General features: G+C 64.1%; 21 protein-coding genes. 11 read left to right on the forward strand and 10 right to left on the reverse strand.

The genetic code is table 11. From position 1 onward, the window contains the following. Nucleotides 1–34: 34 nt before the first annotated feature. Entirely contained in the window at nt 35–1,240 is a 1,206-nt protein-coding gene (locus tag ACLFLU_RS40455) for an ABC transporter substrate-binding protein (protein ID WP_426410197.1), read from the reverse strand. A gap of 343 nt (nt 1,241–1,583) precedes the next feature. Here ACLFLU_RS40455 and ACLFLU_RS40460 point away from each other — a divergent pair, with 343 nt between their 5' ends. Both ACLFLU_RS40460 and ACLFLU_RS40465 read left to right on the forward strand, forming a co-directional pair. Continuing rightward, complete coding sequence (locus ACLFLU_RS40460; protein ID WP_426410198.1) at nt 1,584–2,384, forward strand: thermonuclease family protein; 801 nt, start codon at nt 1,584–1,586, stop codon at nt 2,382–2,384. Between the two features lie 134 nt (nt 2,385–2,518). Continuing rightward, complete coding sequence (locus ACLFLU_RS40465; protein ID WP_426410199.1) at nt 2,519–3,910, forward strand: M48 family metalloprotease; 1,392 nt, start codon at nt 2,519–2,521, stop codon at nt 3,908–3,910. Nucleotides 3,911–3,920: 10 nt separating this feature from the next. Here ACLFLU_RS40465 and ACLFLU_RS40470 read toward each other — a convergent pair whose 3' ends face one another. The 3 genes from ACLFLU_RS40470 to ACLFLU_RS40480 all read right to left on the reverse strand — a co-directional run bounded on the left by ACLFLU_RS40470 (nt 3,921) and on the right by ACLFLU_RS40480 (nt 6,528). Then, on the reverse strand, nt 3,921–4,322 hold the full coding sequence (locus ACLFLU_RS40470; protein ID WP_426410200.1) for a c-type cytochrome: 402 nt from the start codon (nt 4,320–4,322) through the stop codon (nt 3,921–3,923). A 132-nt stretch (nt 4,323–4,454) separates the two neighbouring features. Then, nucleotides 4,455–6,116 carry a pilus assembly protein TadG-related protein gene (locus ACLFLU_RS40475; protein WP_426410201.1) on the reverse strand — a complete coding sequence of 554 codons (1,662 nt, stop codon included), beginning with the start codon at nt 6,114–6,116 and terminating at the stop codon, nt 4,455–4,457. 1 nt (nt 6,117) lies between these two features. Next, nucleotides 6,118–6,528: a TadE/TadG family type IV pilus assembly protein gene (locus ACLFLU_RS40480; protein WP_426410202.1), complete on the reverse strand. Its 411-nt coding sequence runs from the start codon at nt 6,526–6,528 to the stop codon at nt 6,118–6,120. Between the two features lie 294 nt (nt 6,529–6,822). Here ACLFLU_RS40480 and ACLFLU_RS40485 point away from each other — a divergent pair, with 294 nt between their 5' ends. Next, entirely contained in the window at nt 6,823–7,695 is an 873-nt protein-coding gene (locus tag ACLFLU_RS40485; RefSeq protein ID WP_426410203.1) for a LysR family transcriptional regulator, read from the forward strand. Nucleotides 7,696–7,720: 25 nt separating this feature from the next. Here ACLFLU_RS40485 and ACLFLU_RS40490 read toward each other — a convergent pair whose 3' ends face one another. Then, nucleotides 7,721–9,061 (reverse strand): MFS transporter, encoded by a 1,341-nt coding sequence (locus ACLFLU_RS40490; RefSeq protein ID WP_426410204.1) that lies wholly within the window; start codon nt 9,059–9,061, stop codon nt 7,721–7,723. A gap of 181 nt (nt 9,062–9,242) precedes the next feature. On the opposite strand from ACLFLU_RS40490, the gene cyoA reads away from it, so the two are divergent. Genes cyoA through ACLFLU_RS40525 form a run of 7 tightly spaced genes read left to right on the forward strand, consistent with a single transcriptional unit; the run spans nt 9,243 to nt 16,141 of the window. Then, entirely contained in the window at nt 9,243–10,403 is a 1,161-nt protein-coding gene (gene cyoA / locus ACLFLU_RS40495) for a ubiquinol oxidase subunit II (RefSeq protein WP_426410205.1), read from the forward strand. 8 nt (nt 10,404–10,411) lie between these two features. After that, on the forward strand, nt 10,412–12,409 hold the full coding sequence (gene cyoB / locus ACLFLU_RS40500) for a cytochrome o ubiquinol oxidase subunit I (protein WP_426410206.1): 1,998 nt from the start codon (nt 10,412–10,414) through the stop codon (nt 12,407–12,409). Further along, on the forward strand, nt 12,410–13,039 hold the full coding sequence (gene cyoC / locus ACLFLU_RS40505) for a cytochrome o ubiquinol oxidase subunit III (protein ID WP_426410207.1): 630 nt from the start codon (nt 12,410–12,412) through the stop codon (nt 13,037–13,039). Continuing rightward, nucleotides 13,036–13,416, forward strand: a complete 381-nt coding sequence (gene cyoD / locus ACLFLU_RS40510; RefSeq protein ID WP_426410208.1) for a cytochrome o ubiquinol oxidase subunit IV — start codon at nt 13,036–13,038, stop codon at nt 13,414–13,416. Before cyoC ends, cyoD begins: the two co-directional genes overlap by 4 nt. Beyond that, complete coding sequence (locus ACLFLU_RS40515) at nt 13,413–14,261, forward strand: SURF1 family protein (RefSeq protein ID WP_426410209.1); 849 nt, start codon at nt 13,413–13,415, stop codon at nt 14,259–14,261. The genes cyoD and ACLFLU_RS40515 overlap by 4 nt, the downstream gene beginning before the upstream one ends. Then, nucleotides 14,233–15,618 carry an ATP-binding protein gene (locus tag ACLFLU_RS40520; protein WP_426410210.1) on the forward strand — a complete coding sequence of 462 codons (1,386 nt, stop codon included), beginning with the start codon at nt 14,233–14,235 and terminating at the stop codon, nt 15,616–15,618. The genes ACLFLU_RS40515 and ACLFLU_RS40520 overlap by 29 nt, the downstream gene beginning before the upstream one ends. Next, a complete protein-coding gene (locus ACLFLU_RS40525; RefSeq protein WP_426410211.1) occupies nt 15,608–16,141 on the forward strand; it encodes a response regulator transcription factor in 534 nt (177 codons plus the stop codon). The genes ACLFLU_RS40520 and ACLFLU_RS40525 overlap by 11 nt, the downstream gene beginning before the upstream one ends. Nucleotides 16,142–16,239: 98 nt before the next feature. On the opposite strand, the gene ACLFLU_RS40530 is transcribed toward ACLFLU_RS40525, so the two are convergent. After that, on the reverse strand, nt 16,240–17,130 hold the full coding sequence (locus ACLFLU_RS40530) for a LysR substrate-binding domain-containing protein (protein WP_426410212.1): 891 nt from the start codon (nt 17,128–17,130) through the stop codon (nt 16,240–16,242). 127 nt (nt 17,131–17,257) lie between these two features. Here ACLFLU_RS40530 and ACLFLU_RS40535 point away from each other — a divergent pair, with 127 nt between their 5' ends. After that, a complete protein-coding gene (locus ACLFLU_RS40535) occupies nt 17,258–17,929 on the forward strand; it encodes a hypothetical protein (protein ID WP_426410213.1) in 672 nt (223 codons plus the stop codon). A gap of 119 nt (nt 17,930–18,048) precedes the next feature. On the opposite strand, the gene ACLFLU_RS40540 is transcribed toward ACLFLU_RS40535, so the two are convergent. The 4 genes from ACLFLU_RS40540 to ACLFLU_RS40555 form a co-directional block, all read right to left on the reverse strand. After that, on the reverse strand, nt 18,049–18,864 hold the full coding sequence (locus tag ACLFLU_RS40540; protein ID WP_426410214.1) for a CarD family transcriptional regulator: 816 nt from the start codon (nt 18,862–18,864) through the stop codon (nt 18,049–18,051). A 349-nt stretch (nt 18,865–19,213) separates the two neighbouring features. Further along, nucleotides 19,214–19,552, reverse strand: coding sequence for a ferredoxin FdxA (gene fdxA / locus ACLFLU_RS40545; RefSeq protein WP_426410215.1), 339 nt, complete (start codon nt 19,550–19,552; stop codon nt 19,214–19,216). A 136-nt stretch (nt 19,553–19,688) separates the two neighbouring features. After that, nucleotides 19,689–19,916: a S4 domain-containing protein gene (locus ACLFLU_RS40550; RefSeq protein WP_426410216.1), complete on the reverse strand. Its 228-nt coding sequence runs from the start codon at nt 19,914–19,916 to the stop codon at nt 19,689–19,691. Between the two features lie 111 nt (nt 19,917–20,027). Next, nucleotides 20,028–23,447, reverse strand: coding sequence for a helicase-related protein (locus ACLFLU_RS40555; protein ID WP_426410217.1), 3,420 nt, complete (start codon nt 23,445–23,447; stop codon nt 20,028–20,030). Between the last annotated feature and the right edge of the window lie 268 nt (nt 23,448–23,715).

Consider the following 23,715-nt stretch of genomic DNA (forward strand, 5'->3'; position numbering starts at 1 on the left):
CGCGCCACTTGGCGCGAGCCCCGGGATGATGCCGTCATTTCTTCACCAGCGGGCAGCGCGACTGCTCCAGCGGCTGGAACGCTTCGCTGCCGGGCACTGTGGCGACCAGCTTGTAGTCGTCCCAGCGGCCCTTGGACTCCGACGGCTTCTTCACCTCGAACAGGTACATGTCGTGGATCATGCGGCCATCCTCGCGGATCTTGCCGTTCTTGGCGAAGAAGTCGTTGATCGGCGTGTCCTTCATCACCTTGATGACCGCAGCCGCATCGGTCGTGCCGGCCGCCTTCACCGCCTTCAGATAGTGCATGACCGAGGAATAGACGCCGGCTTGCGCCGAGGTCGGCATCCGCTTGGTGCGCTCCATGAAGCGCTTCGACCATGCGCGGGTGTCATCGTTGAGATCCCAGTAGAAGGCTTCGGCCAGCAGCAGGCCCTGCGCGGTCTCGAGACCGATCGAGTCGATGTCCGACACAAAGGCGAGCAACGGCGAGACCTTCTGGCCGCCCTTGGTGATGCCGAACTCGGCCGCCTGCTTGATGGCGTTGACGGTGTCGCCGCCGGCATTCGCGAGCCCGATCACCTTGGCCTTGGACGCCTGCGCCTGCAGCAGGAACGACGAAAAGTCCGACGTGTTGAGCGGATGGCGCACGCTGCCGAGCACCTTGCCGCCGGTCTTCGTCACGACCGCGCTGGTGTCCTTCTCCAGGTCCTGGCCGAAGGCATAGTCGGCGGTGAGGAAGAACCAGGTGTCGAGGCCCGACTTCACGGCCGCAAGGCCGGTCACGTTGGCCTGGCCGTAGGTGTCGAACACATAGTGGATGGTGTACGGACCGCAGGCCTCGTTGGTGAGACGGATCGAGCCCGGGCCGTTGAACATGATGATCTTGTTGCGCGCCTTCGCGATCTCGCCGGCGGCAAGCGCGGTCGCGGACGCCGCGACGTCGTAGATCATTTCGACGCCCTGATTGTCGAGCATGTCGCGGGCGAGGTTGGCGGACAGGTCGGCTTTGTTGAGATGGTCGGCCGCAATCACCTGGATCTTGCGCCCCAGCACCTCGCCGCCGAAGTCTTCCACCGCCATCTTGGCCGCGGTCTCGCTGCCGGGGCCGGTGATGTCGGCATAGAGGCTCGACATGTCGAGGATGCCGCCGATCTTCAGGGGTGGCTTGTCCTGGGCCTGCGCAGCACTCGCGCTGAGGGCCAGCGCGGCGGCAAAAATGCCCGACAAAATATGCTTCATCGAAAAGACCTCCCTTGATCGCCTGGCTCTGAATGGCGGCTTGATTATTGCTCTTGGCAAACGCTGTTGCCGTAATCATGCCGCATGCGCAAGAGCGCAGCAAGCGCAGGTGCGTTACGTGAGCACGATTGCCGCGCATGTTTTCCGCAAAGCGGAATGGTGAGATGCGGCGAGATGTTTCCATGTCATTGCGAGCGCCTTGTCCGCCATAGCTCGAAGAGCGACGGCGGAAGCGAAGCAATCGAGAGTCCCTCCGCGGAAAGATTCTGGATTGCTTCGCTGCCCTCGCAATGGCGGCGGAGTGTGAGGAAGCCTTTCGCGACCCACCGCGCATGAGTTAAGGTTGAAGCACAACGCAACCTGTCCGGGTCTCGTGACGCAACGGCTTCACCTCATCGCCGCATTTGCTCTCGCCGCAGGTCACACTGCGTTCGCCGCGCCGTGCCAATTCGAGACTCAAGGCGAAGGCCGCGTCGCGGGAATCGTCGATGCGCGTAGCGTACGTCTCGACGACGGCCGCGAGGTGCGCCTCACCGGAATCGAGCCCACCGCATCGACCGGGCAAGCGCTGACTTCGTTGCTCGTCGGCCGCGACGTGACGCTGCGCAGCGCCGACGACACGCCCGACCGCTATGGCCGCCAGGGCGCGCTGGTGTTCATCGGCGAGAGCGACACCTCTGTACAGGCCATGCTGCTCGCCCAGGGCGATGCCTTCGTCTCGGCCGAGATCGCAGACAAGGAGTGCGCCGCCGCCCTGCTGTCGTCGGAGGCCGAGGCGAGGCGCCAAAAAAAGGGCAGCTGGGCTGACCCGTCGGCCATAAAAAACGCGGAAAGTCCGGACGATATTTTGGCCGGGATCGGGCGCTTTATGGTGGTCGAGGGCAAAGTCCTGTCGGTCCGGCAAGCTGGGGCAATGACCTACCTCAACTTCGGACGGAACTGGACACGCGGCTTTGCGGTGACTATTTCAAAGCGCAGATTGCCGGCGTTTGAAAGCGCCGGAATGACCATTAAGTCCCTGGAAAATCGACGTATTCGCGTCCGGGGCTGGGTTGAGGGGACGACGGGGCCGCGTATCGATGTGCTCCGGGTGGGGCAGGTCGAGTTGCTGGGCGCAAACGAGCCTATTGGGGTAAGGCCCTGACAAGGGCCAGGCACGGGTTAAGCGACGTGAATGGGGTGCTAGAACAGCACAAAAAGGGCGAGGGACGCCGCCTTCGGGCTGCGCCGGCCGCGCTTTGTCTCGTTCTGGGCACAGCCCTCGCGGGTTGCGGCGACATGAACCGGTTCCAGACCGCGGCGGCCCCGCCAACCGTGGCAATGCCCAAGCCGAAGCCGGCCGTCGCCCAGACCCCCGCCACGGAGAAAGAACACGAGCGAATCCTGGCGAGCTATGGCGGCGCCTATGACGACCCCAGGCTCGAATCATTGGTCAGCAAGACCGTCGACCGGCTCGTTGCCGCCTCTGACCGCCCCGACCAGGGCTACAAGGTCACCATTCTCAATTCCGGCGCGGTGAACGCCTTCGCGCTGCCAAACGGCCAGCTCTATGTCACCCGCGGCTTGCTCGCGCTGGCCAGTGACACCTCCGAACTATCCTCCGTGCTCAGCCACGAGATGGCGCATGTGCTGTCGAAACACGCCGCGATGCGCGAGGACCAGGCGCGCCAGGCCGCCATCGTCACCCGTGTCGTCACCGACATGAGCACCGATCCCGATCTTACCGCGCTCGCGCTTGCCAAGACCAAGCTCACCATGGCGAGCTTTTCGCGCAACCAGGAGTTCGAGGCCGACGGCATCGGCGTCGGCATCTCCGCCAAGGCACATTTCGACCCGTATGGCGCCGCACGCTTTCTCTCCGCGATGGAGCGCAATGCCGAGCTGAAGGCCGGCAAGAGCTCGCTCGATCCGCGCGCGCAGGATTTCACCTCGTCGCATCCGGCCACGCCCGAGCGCGTGCAGAATGCGCAGACCATTGCTCGTCAATACGTCGCCCCGGAAGGCGGCGAGCGGGACCGCGAGAGCTATCTCGCCGCGATCGACAACCTCGTCTATGGCGAGGACCCCAGCGAAGGCTTTGTCCGCGGCCGGCGTTTCCTGCATCCAAAACTCGGCTTCACCTTCCAGGCGCCGGACAATTTCACGCTCGACAACACCGCGCAGGCGGTGATCGGCGTCCGCGAGGGCGGCTCGCAGGCGATGCGCTTCGACGTCGTGCGCGTGCCGGCCGAGCAGTCGCTGGGTGACTACCTCAATTCCGGCTGGATGGAGGGCGTCGAGAAGGCGTCGACCGAGGACATCACCATCAACGGTTTTCCGGCCGCGTCTGCCACCGCCAAGGGCGACCAGTGGCAGTTCAAGGTCTATGCGCTGCGCTTTGGCAGCGACGTCTATCGCTTCATCTTCGCCGCGCGGCAGAAGTCGACCGAGAGCGAGCGCAATGCGCGCGAGACCGTCAATTCGTTCCGCCGCCTGACCCTCGAGGAGATCCAGGCCGCCCGTCCGCTGCGCATCAAGGTCATCACCGTGCAGCCCGGCGACACCGTGGAATCGCTGTCGCACCGCATGGCCGGCGTCGATCACCCGGCCGAACGTTTTCGTGTGCTGAACGGCCTCGATCGCACCGCGCAGGTGAAGGTGCGTGATCGCGTGAAGATCGTGACGGATTGAGACGCCGTCGCTACTTCGCCTTTTCCTTCAGATACGCGATGATATCCGCACGATCCTGCGCGTCCGGCACATCGAAGAACATCTTGGTTTCCGGGACCATGGCCTGCGGTCCGGTCAGCCATTTGTCGAGATTCTCCTCGGTCCAGACGATCCCCGAGTTCTTCAGATCGGGCGAGTAGTCATAGCCGGGAACGCTGCCCGCCTTGCGCCCGACCACGCCCTTGTGCATCGGGCCGACGCCGTTCTCGGCGATCGAGTGACAGTCGGCGCAGCCCTTGTAGAGCGTCTGGCCGCGCGCGACATTGCCGGTGGCGCCGGCTGAGCCGGCTGCGCATAGAAGCGCAATCGCGATGGCGGCGAGAGCCGGGCTTGTCGTGCTTCGCGGAAGGACGGAATTCGACCGGACGTTCATGTGATCTCCTGCTTGCGACAGCAAACTGGATCGTCCGGGCCGGATTTTATTCCCGTGAGTTCGAAGATTTGCCCGCGTCCATGTCACCCAACTCGCGCTAGCCTGAAGCCAGCGAGCACTATCTGGCAGGCTCTAATTGACCAGCACCGCACCGTCGCAACGAACGCCCGATACCCACACATCGGCCTGGCCGACACCAACCCCGAGCGTCGACAGGACCGAAGCGATGAGCTGGTCGATTGGGCCGGTCGCCCCGGCCAGGATGCCGCTGACCGCCGACGTCAATCCTGGGATCGGCAGGCCGACGCCGTTGACGCTCAATGAGAGATCGCCGAGCAGGCTGGAGGTCAGCGATGAAGTGAAGTTTCGCGTGCTGACCGTCTTCGCCAGCTGCGACTGAATGTCGACATAGGTGAAATCGACCGACGTCGGCGACGTATTCCCGATCGCCGCGTGGGCGCGGCCCGAGACGTTCAATCCGGCGACGGTAACGAGCACGGCCGCGGGTGGATTTGGCTTGCTCGTGAAATTCGTCATGTCCGCCAGCGAGACACCGCCGATCCACGCATCGACGAGTCCCGGCGTCACGCCCAGCGTCACGGTCGAGTTAGTGATGTTGGCATGGTTGCACGTGATCGCATTGAGCGTGGCCGTCCCCTGCGCGATCTCGACATAGAGCGGCAGATTGATCGCCGGCACGATGCCGCTGCCGCCGACCTGGACGGTCAGCAGGATTCGCGTCTGGGCGGTATGAACGCTCGCACCTACCGTGCCGATCGCGAGCCAGCTCGAGCCGACGGGCCGCTCGCCGACTGTGACAACGAGGCTTGCGGCAGCGATGCCCGGGAGGCTGAGATTGACCTGCGCCGCAATCTGATGCGTGCCGTTGGCGACCTCGGCGATCGCCGACAACAAGCTGTAGACCGAAACGCTGGCGCCGACCTTCGGCTTTTGACCGGCGAGCATGCCGCTATAGGGCCCCAGGTCGATCATCGGGCCGAGGCTGATCCGGGTCGGGAGGCTGGAGACAGCCTGCGATATCGAGGACAGCGCGATCGTCGCTGAACTGGCACCATTGGTCGCCTGCTGCGCTGCAAGGGCTGAGGCAACTACGTCGGACAATTTCACATTGCCCGAGAGCAGCGTGTCGTACGACACTCCGGTCAGATTCACGCGGGTCGCCAGAGCCGACAGAAAATCGAAGGCGTCGAGCCGGGCGTTAATCAAGGACTGGTAGTCCATCGCCGACAACGAGAGATTGGTGCCGAGCATGCTGCCGAGAATGGCGTTGAGCAGACCACCGTTGATCGAGACGAGGCGCGAGCCGATCGCCAAGGAGGCAAAGGCCGTGCTCGAAGCCGTCGCCGTCGTATTGATCGTGAACTTGTCCTTTCCGGTGATGTAGCGCGCGAAGTAGAGCGGCGTGTCTGTCTTCAAGGTCACCCGCGCGGCATTGGCGGTCGCCGTAGCCGGCGTTACGAAGCGGGCCTGCGGCGCCACGGCAGGATTGGCCGTGTAGGTGCCGACATCCACGGCCACCAACGAGTTGGCTGGGTAGTTGTTCTTCACCACCGTCACGGACGCGGCGTTGTAAGCATTGGTCAGATTGCTCGCGGCAACAATAGCGGCGAGGTCCGCGGCGCTCTGGGCTTTCCGCTTGTCGGTGAAGATCGCTCCGACGTCGACGCCGAGCGCGGTGCAGCCGATGATGAGCGTCATCAGCCCCGCGCTCATCAGGGTGAAATTCCCTCTCGCGTCAGCGCTGAAACCGCGAATCAGCTTCGTCAGCTTCATGTCAGAATCCCCCATATGGAATAACCGCCGATCGGGAGATCGATGACGGCAACGGAGGCACGAAAGGAAGCGAGAAGATGAAACTGGAGGAAGCGTCGTAGTTGACCGTTACGATGTAGACATTCGCATCCGAGCCGGATGGTGCCGCAACCACGTACACTTTTGCGGCATCCAGGAGGGGATAACCGCCGACACTGGAGGTCACGTAGGACGTGGCCAGGCTGTTACGTTCAACGTCGCTGAGACCCGCGACCGACGTACGCGCAGCCTCCGCTGCGAGCTGCTGAACGCCGTGAACCATCGTGAGATAGGATCCGAAGACCACGATCCCGAATATGAGCGCGAGGAAAATCGGGAGCATAATGGCGAACTCGACCGCCGTTGCTCCACTCTGGTTTATTGCAAAGCGCATGGGACAAAAGCCTCAACCCGAATTCTTACGAGCTTGAGGAAATCGCATTTACGATGTATGGACAGTAACACACGCACTGGTTGATATCGTTATGCATGCAAATAGGCATATAGATTTTATTGATGGGATTGAGCTTGCCCCTGCGGAGCGATCGAACGTTTGATCGTTCGACCGTAAGGCTGCGTGGAATTCCGCCAAATCAAAGAAGCACGCGGGAATAGGGAGATTAAGTTTCCTTGATGCAGACTGGCCAAAGGAGCCCGGATGCTTCGACAGCAGATTCAGAATCTTCCAATGGAAGCAATCCGGACGGTGGTTGCGATCGCCGAGACGGGCAGCATGTCGAAGGCCGCCGAAAGGCTCAACCTCAGCCAGCCCGCGATCAGCGCCCAGATCAAGCGCCTCCAGGGACTCATCGGTGGCGAGCTTTTCACGCGGACCGCGAGCGGGACGGCCCTGACCGAACTCGGCAAGCTCGCGCTTCAGCAGGCCCGCCGCATCATCGATGCCAACGATCAGCTTCTCAGGCTGGGAGGATCGGATAAATCCGCAGTGCGTCGGCTCGGCGTGAGTCAACTTCTCGCACAGCGCCTGTTCGATGAGTTCAGCAGGGAGAATCTCGCCACCGTCTTCGTCTCTGCCGAACATTCCAGCGAAATTCGACGCGGGCTCCTCGAAGGGTTTGTCGACGTCGCATGCCTGTTCCTGCGCGAGAATGTCGGACAGGACCTCGAAAATCTGATCGTCGGTGAATTCCAGTTCGAGACGAGCTGGGTCAAGTCGCAGGATTTCGTCGCGCGGCCCGGCGCGCCGATCCCGATCATCACGCTGCCCGAGGACAATTGGATGATCGAGCCGCTGGACCGAAGCGGGATTGCTTACCGGATCGTACTGCGAAGCTCGGACTCCGCCGTGCGCGTCGGTGCAGTTCGGGCGGGCTTGGGCGTGTCCGCCATGCCGAGCGCCCTCGTCACCTCGGACATCGTCAGGTCCAAGGACTACTACCTGCCAAAGCTGCCTCCCTCTCGCGCTGTCGTCTGCATTCGCGAGGGGCTGGTCGATGCCGACGTCAAGCAGTTGGCGAAGCGGCTATCCGTGCTTCTTGCGAATCTGAATGTCGATCAGAATTCGGAGGGAGACGGCGTGCGAGGCGAGCAGGACCTATAGCCGCTTCAACGCCGCCGGAAGATTGTCAGCTTGCCGAAGATTCGCCCGCGTCCATGTCGCCGACCTCGCGCTGGCCGCTGAGCCAGAGCGCGAGCAGGGTCCAGAACGCGCCGGAGAGCAGATAGGCACCCGAGGCGATGACGCCGAGATTGGTGGCGAGCAGCAAAGCGACCAGCGGAGCGAATCCGGCACCAAACAGCCAGGCCATGTCCGAGGTCAGCGCCGACGCCGTGTAGCGATACATCTGCTTGAAGTTCGAGGCGATCGCGCCCGAGGACTGGCCGAAGGAGAGGCCGAGCAGGATGAAGCCGATCACCATGTAGATGGTCTCGCCGAACGCGCCGGCGTCGAGCAGTTGCGGCGCGAAGCCGCTGTAGATCGCGATCGCGATCGCCGATCCCATCAGCAGCGACTTGCGGCCGACCCGGTCGGCGATGATGCCGGAGGCCACGATCGCAGCGACGCCGAACACGGCGGCGACGATCTCGATGATCAGGAAGCGCACCGGGCTTTCCCGGGTGAACAGAAACACCCAGGACAGCGGAAACACCGTGACCATGTGGAACAGCGCGAAGCTTGCGAGCGGCGCGAACGCACCGAGCATGATGTTGTGGCCTTCGCGCGCAACCGTGTCGGAGATGCGCGAGGGCTGCAGTTCGCGGGTCTCGAACAGCGAGGCATATTCCTCGGTCGTCACCATGCGCAGGCGCGCGAACAGCGCCACGACGTTGATGGCGAAGGCGACGAAGAACGGATAGCGCCAGCCCCAGTCGAAGAAATCGTCGGCCGAGAGGTTACCGGCAAAATAGGCGAACAGCGCGCTCGCCACGATCAGCCCGAGCGGTGCGCCGAGCTGCGGCACCATCGCGTACCAGCCGCGCTTGGAGGCCGGCGCGTTCAGCGCCAGCAGCGAGGCCATGCCGTCCCAGGCACCGCCCCAGGCCAGACCCTGCGCGATGCGCGCCAGCGCCAGCAGCCAGATCGCGGCAACGCCGATGTCGTGATAGCCGGGCAGGAACGCCAGCGCCACTGTGGCGGTGCCGAGCAGGAACAGCGCCGAGACCAGCTTGGCCGTCTTGCCGTATTCGCGGTCGACCGTCATGAAAATGACGGTTCCGACCGGCCGGGCGATGAAGGCCAGCGCGAAAATCATAAAGGAATAGAGGGTGCCGGTCAGTTCGCTCGTGAACGGGAACACCAGGCGCGGAAACACGATCACCGAGGCGATCGCATAGACGAAGAAGTCGAAGAACTCCGAGGTACGGCCGATGATGACGCCGATGGCGATCTCGCCGGGACTGGCCAGGTCGTGACCGTGCTCGCCCGAGTGGAGGTCTGCCATTGCGGGGGTCTGTGCCGTCGCCATGCGTGCGCCCTTAACGTCCTGAAAACCAAAGCCAACCGCCCGGCGGGGCGCCGGACGATCCTGCCCTGTTTGACGCAACATTTCGCACTGCAACATTGGACAAATTGTCCAATGTCCGGATTGCTGCGCCGCAGCTACCCATTGGCCCCGCAAAAGAAACTCATTCTCAAAGGCTCGGCCCGTGTCCCGTCTCAAGATCCTGGCGCTGCTACCCCTGGCAGTTGCGCTCAGCGGCTGCAACTACGTCGTGCTGGCGCCAGCCGGCGACATCGCCGCCCAACAGCGCGACCTCGTCATCATCTCCACCGTCCTGATGCTCCTGATCGTCGTCCCCGTGATGGCGCTGACGGTGCTGTTCGCCTGGCGCTATCGCCGGTCCAACACCTCGGCCCGCTACGAGCCGGATTGGGATCACTCGACCAAGCTCGAGCTGGTGATCTGGTCGGCGCCGCTGCTGATCATCGTCTGCCTGGGCGCGCTGACCTGGATGGGCACGCATCTGCTCGACCCCTATCGCAACATCGGCCGCATCCACGCGGAACGCGCGGTGGACCAGTCCAAGGCTCCCCTCGACGTCGATGTCGTCGCGCTCGACTGGAAGTGGCTCTTTATCTACCCGGATTACGGCATCGCCACCGTCAACGAGCTCGCCGCGCCGGTCGACCGCCCGATCAACTTCCACATCACCGCGTCCTCGGTGATGAACTCGTTCTACATCCCCGCGCTCGCCGGACAGATCTACGCGATGCCGGGCATGGAGACGTCGCTCCACGCCGTGATCAACCACGCCGGTTCCTACAGGGGCTTTTCGGCGAATTATAGCGGCGCCGGCTTCTCCGGCATGCACTTCACCTTCCACGGCCTCGACGACAAGGGCTTTGACGCCTGGATCGCGCAGGCCAAATCAGCCGGCGGCTCGCTCGGCCGCGCCGAATATCTCCAGCTCGAAAAGCCGAGCGAGAACGAGCCGGTGCGCCGCTGGGGCACGGTCGATGCCGATCTCTACCGTCTGATCCTCAACATGTGCGTCGAGACCGGCAAGATGTGCCAGAGCGAGATGATGGCGATCGACGCCAAGGGCGGCAACGGCCATGAGGGTCTGAACAACACCCTGCCGCTGGCCTACGACAAATACGCCCGCCGCGGCACCGTGCTCGGGCCCGAGCCGACCTTCGTCACCGGCACCTGCACGCCGGATGCGCCGCAGGGACAAACCACGGCCGCGATCAAGGCGCCGCTCGACACCGCGCCACTTACCGGTGCCGGCCTGAAGCGGCCGACCTTCACGCCGCTGAAGTCCTCGTCCTTCTTCCTCGGACAACGTCCCAAGTCAGACTCCTGAGAGCTCGCATGTCTCCTGATCTTCTCAAGCTCATCTTCGGCCGCCTCGGCCTCGATTCGCTGCCGCTGCACGAGCCGATCCTGGTCGGTACCTTCGTGATGGTCGCGCTCGGCGGCGGCGCGTTGTTCGCCGGCGTCACTTATTTCCGCCTCTGGGGCTATCTGTGGCGCGAGTGGTTCACCACCGTCGACCACAAGCGCATCGGCATCATGTACATGATCCTCGGCATCGTGATGCTGCTGCGCGGCTTCGCCGACGCACTCATGATGCGCGCGCAACAGGCGCTCGCATTCGGCGGCTCTGAAGGCTTCCTCCCCGCCCATCACTACGACCAGGTCTTCACCGCCCACGGCGTGATCATGATCTTCTTCGTGGCGATGCCACTGGTGACGGGCCTGATGAACTACGTCGTGCCGCTGCAGATCGGCGCGCGCGACGTGTCGTTCCCGTTCCTGAACAATTTCAGCTTCTGGATGACGGTCGGCGGCGCGGTGCTGGTGATGGCCTCGCTGTTCATCGGCGAATTCGCCCGCACCGGCTGGCTGGCTTATCCGCCGCTGTCGAACATCGGCTACAGTCCTGACGTCGGCGTCGACTACTACATCTGGGCGCTGCAGGTCGCCGGCGTCGGCACGACACTATCCGGCATCAACCTGATCTGCACCATCGTCAAGCTGCGCTGCCCCGGCATGACCATGATGAAGATGCCGGTGTTCACCTGGACCGCGCTCTGCACAAACATCCTGATCGTCGCCTCCTTCCCCGTCCTGACCGTGGTGCTCGCGCTGCTCTCGCTCGACCGCTACGTCGGCACCAACTTCTTCACGAACGATTTCGGCGGCAGCCCGATGATGTACGTGAACCTGATCTGGATCTGGGGCCATCCCGAGGTCTACATCCTGGTTCTTCCTGCCTTCGGCATCTTCTCGGAAGTGACCTCGACCTTCTCCGGCAAGCGGCTGTTCGGCTACACCTCGATGGTCTACGCCACGGTGGTCATCACCATCCTGTCGTACCTGGTCTGGCTGCACCACTTCTTCACGATGGGGTCGGGCGCCAGCGTCAACTCGTTCTTCGGCATCACCACGATGATCATCTCGATCCCGACGGGCGCGAAGATGTTCAACTGGCTGTTCACGATGTATCGCGGCCGCATCCGCTTCGAGCTGCCGATGATGTGGACGATCGCCTTCATGCTGACCTTCGTGCTCGGCGGCATGACCGGCGTGCTGCTCGCAGTCCCCCCGGCCGACTTCGTCCTGCACAACAGCCTGTTCCTGATCGCCCACTTCCACAACGTGATCATCGGCGGCGTGGTGTTCGGCGCGTTCGCCGGCATCAACTACTGGTTCCCGAAGGCGTTCGGCTTCAAGCTCGATCCGTTCTGGGGCAAGCTGTCGTTCTGGTTCTGGGTCACCGGCTTCTACATGGCCTTCATGCCGCTCTATGTGCTCGGCCTGATGGGCGTGACCCGCCGCCTGCGCGTGTTCGACGATCCCTCGCTTCAGATCTGGTTCGTCATCGCCGCGATCGGCGCCGGCCTCGTCTTCCTTGGCATCCTCAGCATGCTGATGCAGTTCGCGGTCTCCTTCCTCAAGCGCGAGCAGCTCAAGGACGTCACCGGCGATCCCTGGGATGCGCGCACGCTGGAATGGGCCACGTCCTCGCCCCCGCCGGACTACAACTTCGCCTTCACCCCCGTCGTTCACGACAACGACGCGTGGTGGGACATGAAGAAGCGCGGCTATCAGCGTCCGCTCACCGGGTTCAAGCCGATCCACATGCCCAGCAGCACCGGCACCGGCGTCATCCTCGCCGGTCTCGCCACCGCGATGGGATTCGGCCTGATCTGGTACATCTGGTGGCTGGCAGCTGCGAGCTTCATCGCGATGCTCGCCGTCGGGATCGGTCACACCTTCAACTATCACCGCGACTTCGACATTCCGGCTGACGACGTCATCCGGACCGAGGACGCGCGCACCAAACTGCTCGCCGGAGCCAAGTAAATGACTGTCGCTGTCAATCCCGCACAAACCGGCGAGCCGGTCTTCTACCTCGCCGACGAACATCCGCATCCGGAAGGCTACAGCACCTCGCTCGGCTTCTGGATCTACCTGATGAGCGACTGCCTCATCTTCGCGATGCTGTTCGCCGCCTTCGGCGTGCTCGGCGCCAACTACGCCGCCGGGCCCGCGCCGAAGGACCTGTTCGACCTCAACCTGGTCGCGGTGAACACCTCGATGCTGCTGCTGTCGTCGATCACCTATGGTTTTGCGATGCTGACGATGCAGCAGAACAAAATCGCGCAGACCCAGATGTGGCTGGCGATCACCGGCCTGTTCGGCATCGCCTTCATCAGCATCGAGCTCACCGAGTTCGCCCACATGATCCATGAGGGCGCCACGCCGCAGCGCAGCGCCTTCCTGTCCTCCTTCTTCACCCTGGTCGGCACCCACGGCCTGCACGTCTCCTGCGGCCTGATCTGGCTGGTGACCTTGATGGTGCAGGTCTGGCGCTTCGGCCTGATCGAGGCCAACCGCCGTCGCCTGATGTGCCTGTCGATGTTCTGGCACTTCCTCGACGTGGTCTGGATCGGCGTCTTCACCTTCGTCTATCTCCTGGGAGTTCTGCGATGAACACCGACACCCACGCCGCCCACGCGCACGATCATCACCACGACGACGGCCACGCCCACAGCACGTTCTCGGGCTACATGCTCGGCTTCGTGCTCTCGGTGGTGCTCACCGCGATCCCGTTCTGGCTGGTGATGAGCGGCACGCTGCCGAGCAAGCAGATCACCGCGCTGGTCATCATGGCCTTCGCGGTCGTGCAGATCGTCGTGCACATGATCTACTTCCTGCACATGAGCCCCAAATCCGAGAACGGCTGGAGCATGATGGCGCTGATCTTCACCATCGTGATGGTGGTGATCGCGCTGTCCGGTTCGCTGTGGGTGATGAACCACCTCAACAGCAACATGATGCCGATCCACGAGATGACGGGAATGAAGTGAGCGATCTCGCGAGCCCAAAGGATAACGAAGCGCGCAGCCCCGCGAGGGCTGCGCGTCCGTCCCTGTGGCTCACGATCCTTTCACTCGCCGCCTTCGTCGTTCTGATCGGCCTCGGCGTCTGGCAGGTCGAGCGCCGCACCTGGAAGCTCGCCTTGATCGACCGCGTCGAGCAGCGCATTCATGCCCCGGCACAACAGATCCCCGCGCGCGCAGCTTGGCCCACGATCTCCGCCGCAGGCGACGAATACCGGCATGTCAGCGTCTCCGGCCGCTTCCTGCACGACCGAGAGACCCTGGTTCAGGCCGTCACGGAAGAAGGCCCCGGCTATTGGGTGCTGACGCCGCTTCAGCGCGCCGACGGCACAACGATCCTGATTAACCGCGGCTTCGTGCCGTCCGAGCGGCGCGATCCATCGACGCGCAAGGCCGGCAATCCGGACGGCCAGGTCGAGGTCACCGGGCTCCTGCGCATCACCGAGCCGAAGGGCGGATTTCTCAGGGACAACGTCCCCCAGCACAACCGCTGGTATTCGCGGGATGTCGCCGCGATCGCGGCCGCGCGTGATCTCCAGAACGTTGCGCCCTTCTTCGTCGATGCCGATGCCGGATCACAATCCGGTAGCGGTCCCATCGGCGGATTGACCGTGGTCCGCTTTCCCAATAACCACCTGATCTACGCGCTGACGTGGTTTGCCCTGGCTTTCATGCTGGCCGGTAGACTTTTCGTCACATTCCGCGGCGGACTGTTCCGCCGCACACGCTTCGTCCACGAACCGGCCGGGGGCTCGGCTGCCTCCGCCCGCAGGACGGGATCAGATGCTGGAACGATCGTCGAACCGACCTGACGACGGGAACACTTACGGCGAGCTCGCCGTCACGCTGCAATCGCAGGCGGACGCGCGCAGCGAGCTGATCGGCGCTGCCCCCACCGACGACGAGACCAACCGCAAGAACATGGCGCTGCTGATCCAGCTGCGCTGGACCGCGGTGGTCGGCCAGATCGTGACCATCGGCGGCGTGCATTTCTGGCTTGGCATTCCCCTGCCCCTCACCCGCATGGGCGCGGTGATCGGCGCGCTGGTGCTGCTCAATGTCTCGAGCCTGGTCTGGGTGCGCCACCGCGCCGCGATCACCAACAACGAGCTGCTGGTTGCGCTGATGCTCGATGTCGCCGCACTGACCGCGCAGCTCTATCTCAGTGGCGGCGCCACCAATCCGTTCACCTCGCTGTTCCTGCTCCAGGTCACGCTCGGTGCGGTACTCCTCGATGCCCGCTCGACCTGGTCGCTGGTGGCGCTGAGCTGCGCGAGCTTCGTGTGGCTGACCATGGCCTACCGGCCGCTCGACCTGCCGCCCAATCCGCTGAGCGAGACCTACACGCTCACCGTGACCGGCATGCTGCTGGGCTTCATCCTCAACGCCGTGCTGCTGGTCGTGTTCGTCACCCGGATCAACAGGAATTTGCGCGAGCGCGACGCGCATCTGGCGGCGCTGCGCCAGCACGCTGCCGAGCAGGATCACATCGTCCGCATGGGCCTGCTCGCCTCCGGCGCGGCGCATGAGCTCGGCACGCCGCTGGCCTCGCTCTCGGTCATCCTCAGCGACTGGCGCCGCATGCCGGATCTCGCCGCCGATCAGGAGCTCGCCGAGGACCTCACGGAGATGGAAACCTCGCTGCAACGCTGCAAGACCATCGTGACGGGCATCCTGGTGTCGGCCGGCGAAGCGCGCGGCGAAGGATCCTCGCCGACGACGGTGACCGCCTTCGTCACCGCGCTGGTCGAGGAGTGGCGCGACGCCCGCTCGGCGCGGACGCTCTATTTCGTCAACACCTTTGGCGAGGACGTCGCGATCGTCTCGGATATCGCACTGAAGCAGGTGATCTTCAACGTCCTCGACAACGCCTATGAAGTCTCTCGCGAGTGGGTCGAGCTGCTCGCCGAACGCGAGGGCGACAATCTAGTGCTCTCGATCAGCGACCGCGGCCCGGGCTTCGCACCGGAAATGCTGGCGCAGCTCGGAAAGCCCTATCAGTCGAGCAAGGGCCGCGCCGGCGGCGGGCTCGGCCTGTTCCTGGTGGTCAACGTGGTGCGCAAGCTGGGTGGCAGCGTGACGGCCGAGAACCACAGGAAACGCGGCGCCACCGTGCGCCTGACGCTGCCGCTTGCGACACTCGCGATCGGAGGCAGCTTTGACGCCTGACCGTTCGCTCATCGTCGTCGAGGACGACGATGGTTTTGCGCGCACGCTGAAGCGTTCGTTCGAGCGCCGCGGCTACGAGGTCGTGCTCGCCGCCTCGATCGAAGACGTCCGGAAGGTTCTGGAGGAACGATCCTTCGGCTATGCCGTGGTCGACCTCAAGCTCGGCGGCGCCTCCGGCCTTGCCTGTGTCGAGCTGCTGCATGCTCATGACGAGGAGATGCTGATCGTGGTGCTGACCGGCTTTGCCAGCATCTCGACCGCCGTCGAGGCCATCAAGCTCGGCGCCTGCCACTACCTCGCAAAACCCTCCAACACGGACGACATCGAAGCCGCCTTCAACAAGGCCGAAGGCAACGCCGAGGTCGCGCTGGACGTGCGGCCCACCTCGATCAAGACGCTGGAATGGGAGCGCATCCACCAGACGCTGATCGAGACGGATTTCAACATCTCGGAAGCGGCAAGACGGCTGGGCATGCACCGGCGCACGCTGGCGCGAAAGCTCGAGAAGCGGCCGGTGAAGTAAGCCTAGAGCGTTTTCGAGCGAAGTGGGTACCGGTTCGCGTAAAGAAAACGCGTCAAAACAAGAATCTAGGGCCCCGTTCCGATTCCATCGGAGCGGATCTAGGACGACACCGTCGCGAGCTTGCCGACCTCGGAGAGAAGCAACTTCAGGATCGGGGATTTGTTCGCCTTGTGATAGGCGACGACGAGATCGAGCTTGGGTGCTTCTCCCCGCACCGGCCGGGTGGTGATCGTCTCCGGCAGATATCGCTTCGTGTAGGCCGGCAGCATCATGACGCCGCGCATGGACGCGATCATGGAGATCGCGTGGACGACGTTGTGCACTTCGCGGTCGGGCTTGAGGTCGATTCCGGCCCGGCTGAAATAATCCAGAACGATACGGCGAACCGCGGGAGCGGATTTGGACGGTAGGTAGAAGGTCTCGTCCCTGATCTCCTCGGGCGCCACCGTGGCTTGCGATGCCAGCCGATGGTCGCTCGGAAAGACGAAGACCAGCGGATCGGTGCGCACGCGCCGGTAGACCAGATCTTCCATGTGCTCTTCCGGCCGGATAAAGGCAGCATCGAGCTTCCGCCGCATCAGGGCCTTGGCAAGCGAGGGCGAGTAATCGCTCGACAGGCGGATGTCGATGCCGGGAAATGCGTCGCGCAGAACGCGATCCACCTCGGGCAGCAGGTCGATTTCGGCGCCCGACAGAAAGCCCAACGAGAAAGCGGGCTGCGGGGGCTGCGCGGCACGAAGCGCCGCTTCCTTGGCAGCCTCCGCCTGAAGCAGCGCCATCCTGGCGTGCTCGATAAAGGCCCTGCCGGCTGCCGTCAGCGCGATGCCTTGGGCGCTGCGGTTCATCAAGGGAACGCCGACCTCCCGTTCGAGGTCCCGGATTTGCCGGCTGAGCGACGGCTGCGACGTGTGCAGCTTCTGCTCGGCCGCGACAGTCAAACTGCCTGCATCGGCAACGGCCACGAAATAGCGGAGATGACGAAGCTCCATCACGATCTCCCATATCTCGCAAGCATGGGGCCAGCTTACAAAGTCTTTTTCCGGGCGACCAGCTGCCTCTATAGCGGGCGTGAAGAGGTCTGCCTGGCAAGCAGGGGCGCACGGGAGCGAGCTTCACATGCTCAAGAGCATTCAAACATCGCTGCTGATCCTCGCGCTGGCGGGATCTGGCGAAGCGGCTGCGCAATCCTCCAACACGCAAGCGAAGGCGAACAGCATGGAACTGGATGTGACAGGACTGAAGCAGGCGTTGCTCGGCGACTGGGAAAGCATCGCACCGGAGGTGCGCCCGAGCGCGGCGAAGAACGCCGATGGCACGCTCAAGCCGTTCTATCTCAAGCGGGCCTTCAAATATCTCCCCTCCGACCGTTTCGAGCTCGATATCGTCAACTCGGCCGATCCCTATGGGGCCGTGCCGCTCGCGCGGATCAGGATCGGCGGGCACATGCAGTGGCAGGGTGCGCACCCGATCGCGCCGGGCGCGCAGAAGGTCGACTTCGTCGCGGACGAGGCCTACGAGGTCACGCCGCTGGCGCAGGGATTTGCCGATGTACTCAACAAGGTTGCGGCCGCCGGGTACGCGCCTTGGGCCGTCAACGCGCCCCAAAGCATCTTTGGCAAAAGCTTCGTCCCGTTCGGTCTCAAGGAAGGGACGAACTTCATGGAATACGACTTGGTCTATCTCAGGGGCGATCTCCTGTTCTGGGGCGCCCGCAATATCGATGGCCGCGGCTTCGATACCGAGCAGAACCGCCCGACCAATTTGCAGATTCCGCTGGTCAGGAAATAACTTGGGGCAAGCCGTGCGAACGCATGGGTCACACCGTCGCAAAGCTTGATCCACCCACAACAAAAAGCCCGGCCAACGGCCGGGCTTTTGATTGCTTGCGATAGATAGACGCGAGACGCTTACGCGGCCTCGTCGGCAACGGTGGTGTCGTCGCCATCGGTGTCGTCGGTATCACCCTCGGCATCCGCCTCGCCTTCGCCCTCGGCGGCTTCCGCCTTGGCGTTACGGCGCGGGCTCTTGGCGAGTTGGGCTTCGATCTCCTTGACCGCTTCGGTCTCGGTCGAGTGCTGCACCACGGCGATCTCGCGGGACAGACGATCGAGCGCCGCTTCATAGAGCTGACGTTCGCTGTAGGACTGCTCCGGCTGCGACTCCGAGCGATAGAGGTCGCGCACGACTTCCGCGATCGCGACGATATCGCCCGAGTTGATCTTCGCTTCGTATTCCTGGGCGCGGCGCGACCACATGGTGCGCTTGACGCGGGCGCGGCCCTTGAGGGTCTCAAGCGCCTTCTTCACGAGCGCGGGCTCGGACAGCTTGCGCATGCCGACGTTGGCGACCTTGGCGGTCGGCACGCGCAGCGTCATCTTGTCCTTGATGAAGTTGATGACGAACAGCTCGAGCTTCGCGCCGGCGATCTCCTGCTCCTCGATGGCCAGGATCTGGCCGACGCCGTGAGCGGGATAGACGACGAATTCATTGGCCTTGAAGCCCTGACGCTGGGTCACGACCTTCTTTTCCTCGACCTTCGGCGCAGGTGCAGCGGCCTTCACGGCCGGCTTGGCAGCAGCAACGGGAGCCTTGGCAGGGGCGGCAGCAACAGGGGCCTTCGGAGCAACAGGCTTGGCAGCGGGAGCCTTGGCTGCGGGAGCCTTGGCAGCAGCAGGCTTGGCAACGGTCGCTTTCACGGCCGGTTTGGCAGTCTTGTTAGGCATTGCGCTTCTTTTGTTCTTCGAGGACTTTGCAGCCGGCGGCGCCTTGGCAGCGGCCCGACCCTTGGATGCGCTACGGCTGGCCGCGGCGACTTTTTTGGCCTCCTTATGGGAAGCCCTCGCTGAAGTACTCTTTTTACGCGTTTTCTGTGACACAGCCTGCGCGCGGAAACTGCCACGCCCCTGTTCGACATTTGGTTTCACGGGAACCCAACGGGGCCAACTGGGCTGACGGGGGTTCAGCTTAATGTGCCCAATATAGCACATTTCCCGCAAAAATCAATGATTTAGGGGTCTTCAGGGCTGGTTTTCGACGCTGACGAAGGTATTAGGGTTAAGTTTGCGCCGGAATTTAGTCCCCGGAGCCGGGGGTCGGAGAAAAATATTTCTCGAACTTCCCTTCCATCCCGTCGAATTCCTTCGCGTCTTCGGGTGATTCTTTCTTCTGGGTGATGTTCGGCCAGCTCTTGGCGTAGTCAGCGTTGACCTGGAGCCACTTTTCGAGGCCCGGTTCCGTGTCCGGCTTGATGGCGTCGGCGGGGCATTCCGGCTCGCACACGCCGCAATCGATGCACTCGTCAGGATGGATGACGAGCATGTTCTCGCCCTCGTAGAAACAATCGACCGGGCAGACCTCGACGCAGTCGGTGTACTTGCACTTGATGCACGCTTCAGTGACGACGTAAGTCATCCAACGCTCCGAAAAGCTCTTTTAAAAGTCGCGGCTTGCGTAGCGCGGATGGCCCGGCGCTGCAAGATCAGGAACGGCCGATCATGACGGCTTTATGCGGTTGATCGACCAAGAAATGAACTCAGAGCGCAATTAATTACTCTTTGCGTTCACCGAGCTCCTCGTAGAGCACGCGCGCCGAGGCTGAATCGCCGCGGCGCTCGTTGAAGCCGGTCACCTTCAACACGCGGACGGTGCGATCGAGCGCGACGGTGATGACGTCGCCGATCTTGATCGCGTGGCCCGGCGATTTCTCGCGCGTGCCGTTGATGCGGACGTGACCGGACTCGACGAGCTCCGCCGCGGAGGTGCGCGCCTTCACCACCCGCGCGTGCCACAGCCATTTGTCGAGGCGCTGCCGCTCGGTCGTGGCTCTATTCCTTCTGACGCGTTTTCTTCACGCCAACCGCTCCGCACTTCGCTCGAAAACGCTATGTTACTCCTTGCGACCGGACAGCTGCTCCTTCAGCGCGGCGAGCTTTGCGAAGGGCGAGTTCGGATCGACCGGGCGATCGCGCTCGCGCGGGTTCGCGCTCGACGCGTAGGGACGCAGCGACGGACCACCCTGGCGGTCGCGACCCTTGTCGCGGTCCCGGCCGCGATTGTCGCGGCCCTTGTCACGATCGCCGCCGAACTTCTTGTTGTCGCGGTTGCGATCCTTGTTGTCGCGGTCCTTGCCCTCGAAGCGACGGTTCCTGTCGTCGCGCCCTTCCTGACGCGGCGCGCCCTCGGCGCCACCTTCGCGCGGCTTGCGGAAGTCCTTAGCCCCATCACGACGATGACCGCCGTGACGATGACGCTCGCCGCGCTTCTCGCCGTCGGCGGCTTGCGCCGCTTCGCCTTCTGCCGGCGCTGCGGCGCCAGCTTCAGCGCCGGCCTGCGGACGCTGGTTGTTGTGACGTTGATGACGATGGCGCTCGTGGCGCGGCTTGCGATCGTCGTGACGGCCACCGGGACGCCAGACTTCGACGAGCTCAGGCTCGGCGGGCGCGGCCGCAGCCTCGGACGCAACAGTATCGGGCGCAGCAGCATCGGGCGATGCGGCAGCTTCGGTTGCAGCGGTCTCGGCGGGAGCGGCTTCAGCAGAAGCCTCTTCAGCGGCAGCAGCAGCAGCAGCCTCGTCGGGAGCAGCAGCCTCTTCAGCCGGCGGCGCGATGCCGGGAGCGTCTTCGGGCGTGACGGGCGCTTCAGGCGAGGCCTCGAGCGCCGGCTCTTCGTGAGAGGGCTCGTCGTGCAGTTCCATGCCGGGTGCGTCTTCGACGGTGACGGCTTCGATCGCGGTATCCGCGGGCGTAGCCGCCTCCTCGGCCGCAGGCGTCTCGGCGGACGCTTCAGCGGCCGGCGTCTCGGCAGCGGGCGCGACCGGCTTCGGCGGCAGCGGCGCACGCTTCTCCATGCGATAGCCGAGCGCGCGCAGCACGGACGCAAAATCCTCGCCGGCGGAGCCGGTGAGCGAGGTCATCGCCTGCGTCACCACGAAACCGCGGCCGTCGAACGCGCCGGCGGGCTTTTCGCCGGGCGCGTTGTCGCGCCAGGCCAGCGCCGGGCGGATCAGGTCGGCCAGGCGCTCCAGGATATCGACGCGGACAGCGCGCTCGCCGGCCTGCTTGTAGCCGAGCACGCGATAGGCATCGCGCGGCAGCTGCTCGTCGACCGGGAACGAGGTGCGGCCCGACGATGCCAGATGCTGCGCACCCGACAGTGCCGAGAGATCAACATTGTCCTGCTTCAGCGCCCACAGCAGCGCAGCCAGCGCACGCGCGGCGGGCTTCAGAATGCCGGGGAAATAGATGTGATAGGCGCCGAAGCGGACGCCGTATTTGCGCAAGGTCGCGCGCGAGGGCTGGTCGAGATCCTTCAGCTCGTTGGCGATCTTCGGCCGTTCCAGCACGCCGAGCGCCTCGACGAGCTGGTAGGCGATGCCGCGGGCAATGCCGGTGACGTCCTCGGCCTTCGACAGCTCGAACATCGGCCCAAGCAGCTTTTCGATATGCGTCTTGAGCCAGAGGTCGAGCCGCGCCTGCACCTTCTCACGGGGCGCACCCGTCAAACGCTCATCCGAGATGATGCGGATGCGCGGGTGCAGCGCCTCCTCTGCGGCGGTCAGCCGCGCCACCGCATCGCCGGTCCAGCGGATGGTGCCGTCCGAGGTCAGCACGAACTGATCGTCCGGCGCGTTGCCGAGCCGTTCGGCGCGCGTGGTGATCTCGCCGGCGAGCACCGCTTGCGCGGCAGCCTGCAAGGCTTTCGCATCGGAGCCGGCTTCCGCCGCATCCGGTGCAAAGGTGAAGCCGTCGAGGCGGCCGATGACATGGCCTTCGACGATGACTTCGCCGGTCTTGCCGATTTCCGTATTCAAGCTCGTGTTCTCCCGCAGGCGGCGCATCAATACACTGGTCCGGCGATCAACGAAACGCTCAGTCAAGCGTTCATGGAGCGCATCCGATAATTTATTTTCGACCTCACGGGCGATCCCCTGCCAGCGTTCGGGGTCTTTCAGCCAGTCCGGGCGGTTGGCGACGAAGGTCCAGGTGCGGATCTGCGCGATCCGGGCCGACAGCGTGTCGATATCGCCGTCGATGCGATCGGCCTGGTCGACCTGGGCCGCGAACCAGGAATCGGGGATGCAGCCCTTCTGCATCAGGAAGCCGTACAGCGTGGTGACGAGCTCGGCATGGGCCGCCGGCGACAGTTTTCGGTAGTCCGGGACCTGACAGGCCTCCCAGAGGCGTTCCACGGCGGCCTTGCCATGCGCGACATCGCGCACCTCGACGTCGCGGGCGGCATGGTCGAGCACGCGCATGTCCTCGGCGATTGGCGCCCGCGTCAGCGCCTCATGGCCGGGACCGAGGTTCAGCGACACCTGGAGCGCGCCGAGGGAGGAGAAATCCAGCCTCGAGTTGCGCCATTGCAGCATCTTCACGGGGTCGAAGATGTGGTTCTGGAGCGCGTTCACCAGCTCAGGCTCGAACGGGCCGCAGCGGCCGGTGGTGCCGAAGGTGCCGTTGCGCGTGGCGCGGCCGGCGCGGCCGGCGATCTGCGCGAACTCGGCCGGCGTCAGGCGGCGGAACTGGTAGCCGTCGAACTTGCGGTCGGAGGCGAAGGCGACGTGGTCGACGTCGAGATTGAGGCCCATGCCGACGGCGTCGGTGGCGACGAGATAGTCGACGTCGCCGTTCTGGAACATCTCGACCTGCGCATTGCGCGTGCGCGGCGACAGCGATCCCAGCACGACGGCGGCGCCGCCGTGCTGGCGCTTGATCAGCTCGGCGATGGCGTAGACCTCGTCGGCCGAGAACGCGACGATCGCGGTCCGGCGCGGCTGGCGCGTGATCTTGCGGTCGCCGGCGAATTCGAGCTGCGACAGCCGCGGCCGGGTGATCATGGAGACGCCGGGCAACAGCCGCTCGATGATGGGGCGCATCGTCGCGGCGCCCAAGAGCAGCGTCTCGTCGCGGCCGCGGCGGTTGAGGATGCGGTCGGTGAAGACGTGGCCGCGTTCGAGATCAGAAGCGATCTGGATCTCGTCGACGGCGAGGAAGGAGACGTCGAGGTCGCGCGGCATTGCCTCGACCGTCGACACCCAATAGCGCGGGTTCTTCGGCTTGATCTTCTCCTCGCCGGTGATGAGCGCGACGGCCTCGGGGCCGACGCGGCCGACGATCTTGTTGTAGACCTCGCGCGCGAGCAGCCGCAGCGGCAGGCCGATCATGCCCGAGGAATGCGCGAGCATCCGTTCGATGGCGAGATGGGTCTTGCCGGTGTTGGTCGGTCCGAGCACCGCAGTGACGCCGGCGCCAGGCGCTCGATCGGACAGCGCGCGCTCGGAGGCGAAAGGGGAGGGAGGAAAGGCCATATCTGAATGATTAGGTAGTGGCGATTGGGGCGAATGTCAGTGCTGTTTGGGGCGGCGGGGTGAGAAGCGCTTGGAAGTCACCTCGCCCCGCTTGCGGGGAGAGGCATCGGCCGCCTACGGCGGCCGCCCTCGAAGTCGCCGAAGCTTCGCTTCGGCGCTGGCAAAGCGCCGGGTGAGGGGGACCCTCCGCGAGTCCATCTGTCACCGCATCCGTGGAAGCAGCCCCTCACCCCAACCCTCTCCCCGTAAGAACGGGGCGAGGGAGACG

It is taken from the genome of Bradyrhizobium ganzhouense, from assembly GCF_049949285.1.
Lineage (GTDB): Bacteria > Pseudomonadota > Alphaproteobacteria > Rhizobiales > Xanthobacteraceae > Bradyrhizobium > Bradyrhizobium ganzhouense.